Raw genomic sequence first — 13,361 nt, forward strand, 5'->3', positions numbered from 1 at the left:
TCAATGCACGATCCGCGCCGACACGTTGCTCTGCGCGATGATCCCTGGGACGAGGCGACAGCGCGCGCGGCGATCCAGGACATCGTCGACGACGCGCTGGATCGCTTCGACCCGCAGCGCCTATGGCCGGTGCATCCACAGGAGTCCCACCGCACCGACGGTGCTTGCTGCCTCTATTGGGGTGCTGCCGGTGTCCTGTGGGCGCTGGATTATCTGCGGCGGCAGGGCGCCGTTGCCTTCGATCATGATCTGACGGCGGCGCTGCCCCGCGTACGTTCGGGCATCGCCGCCCATTACGTCCACGAGGCTTATCCGGACCACAGCTCCCTGCTGTTCGGCACCGTCGGTGTCGACCTGATCGCCATGCGCCTGGCGCCCGACGCGGCAATCGCCGATGCGCTCTTTCGCAGCGTCGAGAACAACCTGGCCCGACCGATCCTGGAGCTGATGTGGGGCATGCCGGGAACGATGCTGGCGTGTGTCTTCATGGCGGAAATGACCGGCGAAGTGCGCTGGCGCGATGTCTATCGGGCGCAGGCCGACCGCTTGCTGGCCGACCTTGAAGACACCGACCGCGGGCCGATCTGGACGCAGGCGCTCTACGGCGAGCGTTGCCGCTATCTTGGGCCGGTGCATGGCTACGCCGGCAACATGCTGGCCCTGCTGCGCGGTTGGTCGTGGCTGGATCCACAACAGCACCAGAGGATCAGCGACGGCATCACCGCGACGTTGTGCGCGACCGCCGGGCAGTCGTCGCACGGGGCGAACTGGCCGGCCGTGGATGCGCCGGGCGAGAGGCCCGTCCTGGTGCAGTATTGCCACGGTGCGCCGGGCATGGTGTCGGTCTTCGCCGATGCGCCGTTCCATGTTCCGGCCGTGGACGATGTGCTGCGGGCGGGTGGCGACTTCACGTGGTTCGCGGGGCCATTGGCCAAAGGCTCCAACCTGTGCCATGGCACCGGTGGCAATGGTTATGCGCTGCTCAAGCTCTATCGCCGGTTCGGCACGCCGCTGTGGCTGGCGCGCGCCCGGGCGTTTGCCATGATGGCGATTGCGCAGTGCCGCGCGGCACGCGCGCGCTATGGCCAGGGGCGCTATTCGCTGTGGACCGGCGATATCGGCCTGGCCGTTTACCTGTGGGACTGCGTGACGGCCAAGCCACGCTTCCCCACCACGGACGTCTTGTGATGGCACGCCGTCCGATCAGCTTCACCCGCCGGACCATCAGGCTCTTTACCCGCATCGGCCTGGTGGTGGCGCTGGTGGCGTGGCCGCTGGTCTGGGCAACGTCGCACTATCTCTTCGTGACCCGCACGGCGGCGCTGGAGCGCATGCGCGGTGAAGGGGTCGTTATCGATGCCACGCCGATCGCTTTGACGGGCGCGTTGGACTGGCAGAAGCGCAGCTATCACTACGACATCACCTATCGTTTCACGGATGCGCAGAACCGCATGGTGACGGGGCGCGACGGCGTGACCGTGTCGCCCAACAGCGCCGCGCGCGCGGCGTTCGAAGCGTTGCGCGATCCGACCGGTCCGGCCGGCTTCCGTTCCGATGCCCGCGTGCCGGTGATGTACCTGCCGGCCGATCCGACAGTGAACGGTCTCAAATTGCGGTTTGATATCGCCCGCGTACCGGACGGTTCGTGGGGTTTCATGGCCGGTTTCGCCGCCACGGTCGTTGTCGCCGGCCTGGTCATCGGCATCGGGACGCTGATGGAGAAGCGCTTTCGGCCGGAATGACGCGACATCGTCGATACTGATGGGTTTGTCGACAATGGCATCACGCCCGGCATTCGCGACGCGCTCGACACATGACGGCTGCCGTGCTGATGCGGCTTGACATTGCGCCGCGATAGAGTCCGTCCTGACGCCGGGTACGAAAATTTCTTCGGGATCGCTCTTGATCGAAACGCGCCTGCACGTCCTAATTGCGTCCAACCATAAGCGCGGTTGTACTGCGCGGGAAACGGCCAGGGGACGAGGCATGGACACCCAGGCGGATCGCGGGACTGCCGCGCACCGGTCAGGTCGCAACGATCGACGCGTGACTCTGCCTCCTGTCGATCCGGGTGAACAGCGCTATCGTGTTGAACGACAGATCGGCTATCTGCTGCGACGCGCGCATCAGCGGGCGTCGGCGATCTTCCAGGAACAGATCGGCGATCCCAACGTCACGCCGACGCAGTTCTCCAGCCTCGTGAAGCTGCATGAAGATGGCGAGGTCTCGCAGAATCAGCTCGGCCGTCTGGTCGGCATGGACAAGGCCACGACGCAGGGCGTGATCCGGCGCCTGAAGGCCCGCAACCTGGTGTCGGCGCGCGCCGACCCGGGCGATGCGCGTCGCACGCTGCTGCGGCTCACCGGCGAAGGCGACCGGCTGGTGCAACGCCTGATGACCGCGGGTCCCCGCGTCACCACCGAAACGCTCAAGCCGCTCAATCCGGACGAACAGCGCCAACTCGTCACCTTGTTGGCCCGCATCGCCTGACGCCCGTGTCCCTTCCCGCTTGCGGGGAAGGTACAGGTGGAGCGAGCTCATCATCGATCTTTCCAGCGCCGCCGGAGCGTTCTACAATCCGCCTATCGTTCGCTTACGAACGATCTCCGCGGACGCCACGCACCATGGGTCTATATCTGCGTCCCCGCACCATCGAGGAAGCCGTCGCGGCGTTGGCCGCGCACGAACTGACGGTGCTGGCCGGCGGCACCGATTTCTATCCCGCACGGGTCGGTCGCGCGCTCGACGATGATGTGCTCGACGTCACCGCGATCGACGGCCTGCGCGGCATCACGGTGGCTGGCGAGCACTGGCGCATCGGGGCCGCAACCACATGGCGCGACATCATCGATGCCGACCTGCCGCCGCTGTTCGATGGTTTGAAGCTGGCGGCGCGCGAAGTCGGCGGCGCCCAGATTCAGAATACCGGCACGATTGCCGGCAATCTGTGTAACGCATCGCCGGCGGCCGATGGCGCGCCGGTGCTGCTGACGCTCGATGCCGCCGTGGTGCTGCAACGTGCCGGTGCCAGTCGTACGGTGCCTGTGGGCGACTTCATCCGCGGCAACCGACGCACGGCACTGCAGGCCGGCGAGATCATGACGGCGATCACCGTGCCGCAACGCACCACGCGGATCGCCAGCCATTTCCTGAAGCTGGGGGCGCGCCGCTATCTGGTGATTTCCATTGCCATGGCGGCCGGCGCGATTGAGGTCGATGACGCGGGCCGGATCACCGCGGCACGCCTGGCGATTGGTGCCTGCTCCGAAGTGGCGCGGCGTCTGCCTGATCTGGAGCAGGCGCTGATCGGCCTGTCGATAGACAGCGCACTCGCACAGCGGGTGCGTGCCGCGCATTTCGCGCCGCTGGCGCCGGTCGATGATGTGCGCGGCAGTGCCGGATACCGGATCGACGCGGCCGAGACGCTGACCCGGCGCCTGCTGTCAGTCCTGGCTGGGAGAATCACAGGGGCACCGGCATGACGCCGCCTGACGCGCGCGAGACCATCGAGCAGGCCGTGTGTTTCACGGTCAACGGCAAGCCCGTCGCGGTGGCGGCGTTCGCCCTCAAGCGTCTGGCCCAGGTGTTGCGCGACGATCTCGGCCTGACCGGCACCAAGATTGGTTGCGATGCCGGCGACTGTGGCGCCTGCACGGTGCTGCTGGACGGTCAACAGGTCTGCGCCTGCCTGACGCCGCTGGCGCAGGCCGAGGGCCGTGCCGTCGAGACGGTCGAGGGACTGGCGGCGCGGGATGGAACGCTGTCGCGTTTGCAGCAGGCATTCCTCACCTATGGCGCTGCGCAGTGCGGCATCTGTACGCCGGGCATGCTGATGTCTGCTGTCGATCTGCTGCGGCGGCAAGAATCCCCGTCGCGCCAGCAGGTGCTGGATGCCGTCGGCGGCACGCTGTGCCGCTGCACCGGCTACCAGAAGATCGTCGATGCGGTGCTGTCCGTCGCACAGGCGCCGGCCATGCCGTCGCCGCCGGGCGTCGGCGAAGTGATCGGTGCGCGCGTCGAGCGCGTCGATGGCCGGCCGCGGGTTGTGGGCACCGCTTCGTACGGCGCCGACGCGGTTCCCGCCGACGCGCTGTGGCTGCGTGTCGTGCGCTCGCCGCACGCCCATGCCCGCTTCGTGCTGGGCGATCTCGATCGCGTGCGACAGGCGCATCCCGGGCTGGTGCGCATCCTGGTGGCGCGTGACGTGCCCTTCAACGGCTTCGGCATCTATCCCGACATCAAGGACCAGCCGGTGCTGGCCGACGGGCTGGTGCGCTACCGTGGCGAAGCGGTATTGGCGCTGGTGGGATCGCGCACCGCCGTTTTGGGGCTGCGCGACGACGCCTTGCCGATCGCCTGGACACCGCTGGCACCGATCGCCGACATCGACGCCGCGCGGGCGGTCGATGCCGGCCGCGTGCAGGCCGACAAGCCGGGCAACCTGCTGATCGATGGCGGCGTGCGTTGCGGCGATGCCGCGGCGGCGTGGGCGCAGGCGGCAGCAGTGGCCAACGTGGCGGTCGAAACGCCGTTCGTCGAGCATGCCTATATCGAGCCCGAAGCCGGCTGGGCGCGGCGCACCGGCGATCGATTGGAAATCCACGTCACGACCCAGACGCCCTACATGGACCGCGACGAGGTGGCGAGCGTCATGCGCCTGAAGCCGACGCAGGTGCGGATCGTACCGGCGGCTTGCGGCGGCGGCTTCGGCGGCAAGCTCGACCAGTCGGTGCAGCCGTTGGTGGCGCTGGCGGCGTGGCTGCTCGATCGACCGGTGGCGTGCGTCTACACGCGGCCCGAAAGCATGGCCGCGACCACCAAACGCCATCCGGCCCGCGTGCGTGCCCGCTTTGCCGCCACCGCCGATGGCCGGCTTTGCGCCTGCGATGTGGATGCGGCCTTCGATACCGGCGCCTATGCGTCGTGGGGACCCACCGTCGCCAATCGCGTACCCGTGCACGCCACGGGACCGTACCGGGTGCCCAACGTGCGCACCTGGGGTGCCGCCATCTTCACCAACAATCCCCCGGCGGGGGCGTTTCGCGGCTTCGGTGTGCCGCAGGCGGCGATCGCGCATGAAGCGGCCATGGACAGCTTGGCCGACCAGCTCGGCATCGATCGCCTCGAGTTCCGGCATCGCAACGCCCTGCGGGTCGGTGATGCCACCGCCACTGGCCAGGTCCTGACGCATTCCGCCGGGCTTGCCGCCTGTCTGGACGCGCTGCGGCCGCACTGGAACCGGGCACGGGCGGATGTGGCGGCATTCAATGATGAGGCGCGGTCGCATGACCGGCCGCACCGTCGCGGCGTCGGCGTCGGCTGCATGTGGTACGGCATCGGCAACACGTCGATGTCCAACCCGTCGATCATGCGGGTCGGCCTGTCGCGCGCTGGCGTGCTGACGCTCTACAGCGGTGCCGTCGATATCGGGCAGGGCAGCAACACCATCATGACCCAGATCGCGGCTGATGCCGTGGGCCTGCCGCTGGCGCAGTTCGCCTTGGTCGCCGGCGATACCGATCTTACGGCCGACGCCGGCAAGACCTCGGCGTCACGCCAGACGTTCGTGTCGGGCAAAGCCGCCGAACTGGCCGGTGCCGATCTGCGCCGACACATCCTGCGCCTGGCCAATGCCGGCGCCGCGGCGACGCTGACGCTCGATGGCGCCGTTCTCTGCGTGTCGGACCGCGACAGCGTGCGCCGTATCGATCTTGCCGAACTGCCGCTCGTGTCCGGCGACGACGTGCTGGTTGGCGAGGGCACGTTCGATCCGCCGACAACGCCGCTGGACGCCGACGGGCAGGGCATTCCCTACGCCAGCTACGCCTTCGCCGCCCAGATGGCGGAAGTCGAGGTCGATCTCGAGCTGGGCACCACGAAGGTGCTGCGCATGGTCGCTGCCCACGATGTCGGCCGCGCCATCAACCCCATGCAGGTCGAAGGACAGATCGAGGGCGGTATCGCGCAGGGCCTTGGGTTGGCGCTGATGGAGGAATACCTGCCGGGACGCACCGAAAACCTGCACGACTACCTGATCCCGACGGTGGGCGACATGCCGGCCATCGAGGTCATCCTGGTCGAGGATCGCGATCCGCTGGGACCGTCGGGCGCCAAGGGCGTCGGCGAGCCCGGCCTGGTGCCGACGGCGCCGGCGATCCTGGGCGCCATCGATCATGCCACCGGCGTGCGGATGACGCGTGTCCCCGTGCTGCCGCACCGGCTACGAGCGGCCCTGAAGGCGAAGGAACGGCGATGAGCTCTGTCATGTCGAGCGTAGCGAGACATCGAGGAATGACGCCTGTCATCCCGAGCGCAGCGAGGGATCTTTCGATGCAGGTGTACCCGTGCGTCATGTTTATAAGATCCCTCGCTACGCTCGGGATGACAGGCCTATGAGGCGGCCATGAGCGATGACATCACGCTCTCCAGCGCCGAGGTCGATGCCGGTATCGTGCGTTGCGATGCCTGCCCGGTGCTGTGCCGCATCCGGCCCGGCAAGTCCGGCGCCTGCGATCGCTACGCCAATGAGGCCGGCACCTTGGTCCGCGTCGATCCGCTGGTGTTGCTGGAACGCAGCGAGGCACCGCGGGTGCCGTTCGCGCAGGGCGACGAGGCGTGGGATGGCACGCTGGGCCGCGGTGCGTTCGTCACCGGCATCGGTGCCACGACCACCTATCCCGACTACAAGCCGGCGCCGTTCATCGTGTCGAGCCGGGTCGACAATATCGACATGGTCACGGTGGTGACCGAAGGCATCTTCAGCTACTGCGGCGTGAAGGTGAAGATCGACACCGACCGCTTCCTCGGGCCCGAGCAGGCGGCGGTGCGCCTGAACGGCGAGCAGGTCGGCCATGTCACCACCGCCGAGTACGGCTCGCAGATGCTGTCGCTGGGCGGCGTGCGCCACCTCACCGGCGGCAGCAAGAAGGAGGGCGTCGCCACCTGCGATGCGCTGCTGGCGCTGTGCAATCGCGCGCCGGTGGCGCTCACCATCGACCAGGGTGCGACGGTGGTCGTGCAGGCCGGCCAGGCACCCGTGGTCAACGACGCGCGCGAGGAACGCATGCGCGTGGGCTGCGGCTCGGCGACCATCGGCATGTTCGCGCCGCAGTGGCATGGCCATGTCGACGAGGTGATCGTGGTCGATGACCACATCACCGGCGTGCTCAGCGAGCACCAGGGCGGCCGCTTCCTGGACATGAAACCGGCCGGTATCCGCGTGCGCGGCCGCAAGTCGACGCCGGGTCGCTACTTCCAGGTCGCTGAACCGGGCCTGGGCTGGGGCGGCACCGACGTGAAGGAACCGCTGGAGATCATCGACAAGATTGATCCCAGGACGGCGTGGCCCGGCCTGAAGCTGCTGATGGTGTCGACCACCGGCGAGCATGCCGCGTGGTATGTGCTGGACGACGCGCTCAAGCCGGTCGCGGCCGAGATGCCGGCGCCGGTGCGCAAGGTGGTCGAACGCATCGCCGAGAACTGCGAGCCCGCGCTGTGCACCGTGATGTTCATGGCCGGTGCCGGCGGCTCGCTGCGCGCCGGCGTCACCGAGAACCCGGTGCGGCTGACGCGCTCGGTGAAGGACACGCTGACCCGCGTCACCTGCGGTGGTGCGCCGGCCTATATCTGGCCCGGCGGCGGCATCACGCTGATGGTCGACGTCATGCGCATGCCGGAGAAGTCCTTCGGTTACGTGCCGACGCCGGCACTGGTGGCGCCGATAGAGTTCACCTTGCGCCGCGACGACTATGTCGCGTTGGGCGGCTACGCCGATCGCGCCGTGGCGCTGGAGGACGTCCTGAAGTCGGGCAAGCGCGAGACGCGGGCCTGGCCGTTGCCGCCGCCGGCCGGCGGTTGAGCGGCGCATGCGGCAGGGCCCGCAGATCGTCCGTCTGGCCGATGACCGCCTGCATCTGCAACACGGCCCCATCGACCTGATTATCCAGGCGTGGGGCGCTCCAGCTGAGATCGATGCCGCCTATCGCCAGGCCATCGCGCGTTTCGACGACGTGCTCGCGACGTTGGTGCGCGAACTCGCGATCCTGCGCACGCCCGTGGGCAACACTGTCCCGGCGCTGACGGGGCCCGTTGCGCAACGCATGGCCCGGGCGGTGTGGCCGTATCGTGACGTCTACATCACGCCGATGGCCGCGGTGGCCGGCGCCGTCGCTGACGAAATGTTGTCGGCGATGGTGAAGGACCGCGTGCTCGCCAAGGCCTATGTCAACAACGGCGGCGACATCGCCTTTCATCTGTCGGCCGGCGAGAGCCTGCGCACGGCCGTGGTGGGCAATGTCGACATGCCGGCGCTGGATGCGATCGCGACCTTGGCTGCCGACATGCCGATCCGCGGTTTGGCGACGTCGGGCTGGCGCGGCCGCTCGTTCTCGCTGGGGATCGCCGATTCGGCAACGATTCTGGCGCGTTCGGCGGCCGAGGCGGATGCCGGCGCCACCATCGTCGGCAATGCGGTCACGGTCGACCATCCCGCTGTCGAGCGCCAGCCGGCATCGTCGCGGCGCGACGATACCGACCTCGGCGATCTGCCGGTGACGACGGCGGTTGGGCCATTGCCGGCGCATGCCGTCGCGGCGGCGCTCGACGCCGGCGTGGCCGAGGCCTATCGCCTTCAGGCGCGTGGCCTGATCGTTGGTGCAGCGCTCAGCCTGCAGGGCGCCTGGCGGCTGGTGATGCCGGATGTTTCGCGATAGAGATGCGTCGTGGATATCGCACCGTTCCGCATCGATCTTGCGTACTCCGATCAGGAACTGCTCGCCTATGAGGCGGTCGTCCTGCGCCACCAGCAATCACAGGCGGATCGCTACCCGTCGTATTCGTGGGCCGGGATCGCGACCGGCGCGGTCATTGCGATCATCGTTGCGGCGTTGGCCATGCTGCTGGGCGTCGCGCGTCGCGACGATGGCGGCGTCGTCGCCGGCCTGGTTTTCGTGGGCTTCTATCTCGGGATGTGGACGCCCACGTTCTGGGCGTGGGTGTTGTCCGCCCGGACCCGGCAGTCGCGCTGGACGGCCTTTCGAACCCGGTGGGCTGGCACAACGATCCGGGTGACCGCGCGTGGACTGCGCAGCCGCCATACCCGTTCATGGGTCCACTATGCCTGGTCGGCGGTGGAGCGGATCAGCCGCGATAATGATCTGATCATCCTCTGGCTGGAGGCCGAGCCGCCCTTTGCCATCCCCGCGCGTCTATTGACGCCGGAGCAGATCGATTTCCTGCTGTCGAAGCCGGGACAGCCCTGAGCAAAGCGAAACCCTGGGAGCGCGGGCGTCTCGCCCGCATCTCAGGCGACCGAGGTCCACGCCCCGTCGTGATGTTCCGAAGTGAAGATGCGGGCGAGACGCCCGCGCTCCCGGGGTCGGGCTTAGACGCCGGCCGGTTTCCGGGGCGGCCACATGCGGGCGAGATCGCCGGTCGGATTGCTGAACGTGGGAAAATCGTGCCTGTCGCGCGTCTGATGGAAGTGCGCCAATGCCCACACCACCGTGGGGAACGCCAGGTTCTCCCAGGGGATCTCGTCCCAGCGGAACAGGTTCACCTCGGCGCTCTCGGGTCCCGGCGCGAAATCGGGTGACGCCAGCCGCGCGCGGTACATGATCTGCACCTGGCCGATGCGCGCGATGCTGTAGACCGCCAGCAGGCGGTCGATCTCGATCGTGCAGCAGGCTTCCTCGACGGCCTCGCGCTGCGCGGCCTGTTCCGTGGTCTCGCCGATCTCCATGTAGCCGGCCGGCAGGGTCCAGAAGCCCTTGCGCGGCTCGATGGCGCGGCGCGCCAGCAGGATGCGGTCCTCCCACGTCACCACCGAGCCGGCCACGATCTTGGGATTCTGGTACAGCACGAACTGGCAATCGTCGCACACCAGCCGCTCGCGGTTGTCGCCCTCCGGGATCCGCTTCTTGAAATTATCCGGTGGATCCCACGGCAGGCGCGGCGGTGGTCGCTCAACATCGCTCATCGGACTCAACTCCGGCGCAGGAGGGCAGCGTACCGGAACTCTACGCCGCGCGGATCAGCGCCGCCACGCCGGGCAATGTCTTGCCTTCCATCCACTCGAGGAAGGCGCCGCCGGCCGTCGAGACATAACTGAACTTTTCGTCGACACCGGCGTGCGCCAGCGCGGCCACGGTGTCGCCGCCGCCGGCAACCGACAGCAGCTTGCCGGCCTGCGTCAGCGCTGCCGCCTCGCGCGCGACCGCCGTCGTGCCGGCATCGAACGGGGCGACCTCGAAGGCACCCAGCGGCCCGTTCCAGACCAGGGTCGCGCATTCCGCCAGATCGGCCTTCAACATCGCGATCGACTTCGGGCCGATGTCGAGGATCATCTGGTCGTCGGGCACGGCGGCAATGTCCACCGTGCGGCTGGCGGCACCGGCCTTGAACTCGGCGGCCACGACGGCATCGACCGGCAGCAGCACCTTGCACTTGGCCGTCGCGGCCTTGCCCAGGATCTCGCGCGCGGTGTCGGCCAGGTCCTTCTCGCACAACGACTTGCCGACATTGACCCCCTGCGCGTGCAAGAAGGTGTTGGCCATGCCGCCGCCGATGATCAGCCGGTCGACCCTGCCGACCAGGTTGCCCAGCAGTTCCAGTTTGGTCGATACCTTGGCGCCGCCGACCAGCGCCGCCACCGGCCGCCGCGGCGTGCCCAGCGCCTTGTCGAGCGCTTCCAGTTCGGCCTGCATCAACCGCCCGGCCACCGCCGGCATGCGGTTGGCGATGCCCTCGGTCGAGGCGTGCGCGCGGTGGGCACAGGAGAAGGCATCGTTGACGTAGATGTCGCCCAGCGCCGCCAACTGGTCGATGAAGGCCGGCTCGTTCTTTTCCTCTTCCTTGTGGAAGCGCAGGTTCTCCAGCAGCACGACATCGCCGTTCTTTAGGCCCGATACGGCCTGCTGTGCCAGCGGGCCGACAGCGTTTTCGGCAAACGAAACCGGTCGCTTCAGCGTCGTGGCTAGCGGCTCGACCAGGGCCTTCAGCGACATTTCCGGCACCACCTTGCCGCCGGGGCGGCCGAAATGGCTCAGCACCACGACCTTGGCGCCCTTGTCGGCGAGTTCGGCGATGGTCGGCGCCACCCGTTCGATACGGGTCATGTCGGTGACCTTGCCGTTCTCCATCGGCACGTTGAGGTCGACACGGATCAGCACGCGCTTGCCGGCGGGCGTAATGTCGTCGATGGTCTTGAAAGCGGGCATGCAAACCTCAGGCAAAGGCGCGGAAATCGTGGTTCGCCGCATGGCTAGCGGGCGGCGGCGCCAGATGCAAGGGCGTGCAACGACGCGTTCAGGCGTCTTTTTTGCGGATCAGGAACACCAGGGTGTCGCCGTCGCGGGCCGTGTGGACCAGCGCATGGCCGGTCTGCCGGCAGTACGCCGGGAAATCGGCCTCGGCCGCCGGGTCCGTCGCCAGCACCTTCAGCGTCTGTCCCGGCGCCAGGTCGCGCATGATGCGGTTGGCGCGCAGCACCGGCAGCGGGCACAGCAGGCCGCTTGCGTCGTAGGTCCGGTCGCCGTTCAGGTCGCCATCCATGATGCCTATATAGGGAGCTTTGTCGCCTGCCGACTAGGGGTGTGTGGACCGCCTAGACTAGCGACGCGCGTTGGCGCGCATCCACGCGACCGTCGCGGCCACTGCCTGGTCGTCGATTCCATGGAAGCCGTGATAGTGGTTGGCCTCGCACGGATCGGCGCGCGCACTGGCGGGACTGCCGCCGGTCAGGGTCACGATGTCGACCTTCGGCGCGCCGGTCAGCAAAGCCTTGAAGCGATCGGCGTCGGCGGGCGGCGTGATCCGGCAGCTATCGTCGCGATGGCGCAGCAGCAGGACGGGCACCCGGATGCGCCCCATGTCGCCGGTGGCGGCGGCACCAGGTACGTTGTGATTCATCAACGCGCCCGAGGAGATCACCAGCCCGTCGGGCAGGGGCGCGGCTTGCTGCGCGAAGAGGTTGGCGGCCGACACCGCGCCGCGACTGGTGCCGATCAGCCAGACCGGCGACGCCACCTTGCGGGCTGCCGCGACGACGAGCGCCAGGTCAGCCGCGTGCGCGGCGCCGTAGCGATAGCGCTGCGTGCCCTTGAGGTCGCTGGCGATATCGGGCGCGAACACCGCATAGCCCGCACGCACATAAGCGGCGCGGGTCCGGATGAGATGGTTGCCGGCGAGCTGGTTGATGCGCCCCTGCGCATCGATGTCGAGCACGCCCGAGCCGCCCGCCAGCAGGACCACGCTGCCGACCGGCGCGGCCGGCCGGTCGGTGACGACCCGCAATTCCGCGCCGGGGCGCGGCGTCAGCGTCAACAGCGTGTCGGCGGCGCGGCTTGGCGTTCCGCCGACGACTATGCCCGCAAGGGCAAGCATGACGAGGGTGCGCCGCATCGTGTGCTCCGACGGCGTGATGAACTGGTTCGCGCGTCCCGTGACGATACAGCGTGGTACCGGCCAACCGGAAGGGCTGTCGGCGCAATCAGGGCGACGGCTTATAGTACGGTTGCGCTTCCGGCAGATAGCGTTGGATGTTGGCGATGCGTGCATCCGCCGCCGGGTGCGTGGAGAAGAACTCGGGCGGCCGGTCGCGGTGGGCGTTGGCGGCCTTCATGCGCTCCCAGAAGCCGACCGCGGCGCCGGGATCGTAACCGGCGTGGGCGGCCAGGATCAGGCCGACGCGATCGGCTTCCGCCTCCTGGTCGCGCGAGAAGCTGAGTGCCACGACGTTGCCCGCGACGGCAAGGCCGATCCCGGCAGCCACGCCGATGCCCCGGTGGCTGCGGCCGCCGATCAAGGCACCGACGATGGCGCCCGCAAGGGCGGTGCCGGCGCGAACGGCGGTGCGGTTGGACAGGCGTTCAGCGTGGTGGCGCATCAATGCGTGCGCCACCTCATGCCCCATCAGGATCGCTAGCCCCGCCTCGTCCTGGCTGATCGGCAGGATGCCGGTGTATACGGCGATCTTGCCCCCCGGCAGACAGTAGGCATTGATCACGTCGGGCTTGTCGATGACGTTGAACTCCCACTTGAAACCGGGCGCTGTCCAAAGACCATTGGGTGGGTTCTCGGCCGCCTTGGCGATGCGCTCGCCGACGCGGCGGACCATCGCCGTGTACTCGGGGTTTTTCGACAGTGGCTGCTTTGCCATCTGCTCCTGATAGGCCGTGACGGCTTGCATCTGCAGCGCTTCCTCGGCCATGGGTACGAGCCGGTCGCGGCCGGTGATCGGCGCCGACTCGCATGCCGCCACGACGGCCAGTACCGCCATGGCCGTGAAAACGCGTCCGCTGATGATCATGACGCCCCCAACTCACGGCGTCGTCGCGCGCCGTTTGCGCCGATCCTTGTTGGAT

The 13,361-nt window shown here is 68.2% G+C and carries 13 protein-coding genes; 8 read left to right on the forward strand and 5 right to left on the reverse strand.

The features are described from left to right. Positions 1–3: 3 nt before the first annotated feature. From FQU96_RS36725 to FQU96_RS36760, 8 genes are all read left to right on the forward strand, one after another. Positions 4–1,188, forward strand: a complete 1,185-nt coding sequence (locus FQU96_RS36725) for a LanC-like protein (RefSeq protein WP_146546392.1) — start codon at positions 4–6, stop codon at positions 1,186–1,188. Further along, complete coding sequence (locus tag FQU96_RS36730) at positions 1,188–1,742, forward strand: DUF3592 domain-containing protein (protein WP_146546393.1); 555 nt, start codon at positions 1,188–1,190, stop codon at positions 1,740–1,742. Before FQU96_RS36725 ends, FQU96_RS36730 begins: the two co-directional genes overlap by 1 nt. Before the next feature lie 304 nt (positions 1,743–2,046). Further along, positions 2,047–2,490: a MarR family winged helix-turn-helix transcriptional regulator gene (locus FQU96_RS36735; protein ID WP_255468777.1), complete on the forward strand. Its 444-nt coding sequence runs from the start codon at positions 2,047–2,049 to the stop codon at positions 2,488–2,490. Positions 2,491–2,624: 134 nt separating this feature from the next. Continuing rightward, on the forward strand, positions 2,625–3,482 hold the full coding sequence (locus FQU96_RS36740) for a xanthine dehydrogenase family protein subunit M (RefSeq protein ID WP_146546395.1): 858 nt from the start codon (positions 2,625–2,627) through the stop codon (positions 3,480–3,482). Beyond that, a complete protein-coding gene (locus FQU96_RS36745) occupies positions 3,479–6,256 on the forward strand; it encodes a molybdopterin cofactor-binding domain-containing protein (protein WP_146546396.1) in 2,778 nt (925 codons plus the stop codon). Before FQU96_RS36740 ends, FQU96_RS36745 begins: the two co-directional genes overlap by 4 nt. Before the next feature lie 147 nt (positions 6,257–6,403). Continuing rightward, complete coding sequence (locus FQU96_RS36750) at positions 6,404–7,858, forward strand: 6-hydroxynicotinate reductase (RefSeq protein ID WP_146546397.1); 1,455 nt, start codon at positions 6,404–6,406, stop codon at positions 7,856–7,858. Positions 7,859–7,865: 7 nt separating this feature from the next. Next, entirely contained in the window at positions 7,866–8,711 is an 846-nt protein-coding gene (locus FQU96_RS36755) for a UPF0280 family protein (RefSeq protein ID WP_146546398.1), read from the forward strand. Between the two features lie 9 nt (positions 8,712–8,720). After that, positions 8,721–9,260: a YcxB family protein gene (locus FQU96_RS36760; RefSeq protein WP_146546399.1), complete on the forward strand. Its 540-nt coding sequence runs from the start codon at positions 8,721–8,723 to the stop codon at positions 9,258–9,260. 122 nt (positions 9,261–9,382) lie between these two features. Here FQU96_RS36760 and FQU96_RS36765 read toward each other — a convergent pair whose 3' ends face one another. The 5 genes from FQU96_RS36765 to FQU96_RS36785 form a co-directional block, all read right to left on the reverse strand. Continuing rightward, entirely contained in the window at positions 9,383–9,976 is a 594-nt protein-coding gene (locus tag FQU96_RS36765; RefSeq protein ID WP_146546400.1) for an NUDIX hydrolase, read from the reverse strand. A gap of 40 nt (positions 9,977–10,016) precedes the next feature. After that, positions 10,017–11,216, reverse strand: a complete 1,200-nt coding sequence (gene pgk, locus FQU96_RS36770; RefSeq protein ID WP_146546401.1) for a phosphoglycerate kinase — start codon at positions 11,214–11,216, stop codon at positions 10,017–10,019. 88 nt (positions 11,217–11,304) lie between these two features. After that, positions 11,305–11,550, reverse strand: coding sequence for a sulfurtransferase TusA family protein (locus FQU96_RS36775; protein ID WP_146546402.1), 246 nt, complete (start codon positions 11,548–11,550; stop codon positions 11,305–11,307). 57 nt (positions 11,551–11,607) lie between these two features. Beyond that, entirely contained in the window at positions 11,608–12,399 is a 792-nt protein-coding gene (locus FQU96_RS36780; protein WP_146546403.1) for an alpha/beta hydrolase, read from the reverse strand. 88 nt (positions 12,400–12,487) lie between these two features. Further along, the gene (locus FQU96_RS36785; RefSeq protein ID WP_146546404.1) at positions 12,488–13,306 is read right to left on the reverse strand and encodes a M48 family metallopeptidase; all 819 of its coding nucleotides are present in this window, start codon (positions 13,304–13,306) and stop codon (positions 12,488–12,490) included. Positions 13,307–13,361: the final 55 nt, after the last annotated feature.

This window comes from Reyranella sp. CPCC 100927, from assembly GCF_007859315.1.
Lineage (GTDB): Bacteria > Pseudomonadota > Alphaproteobacteria > Reyranellales > Reyranellaceae > Vineibacter.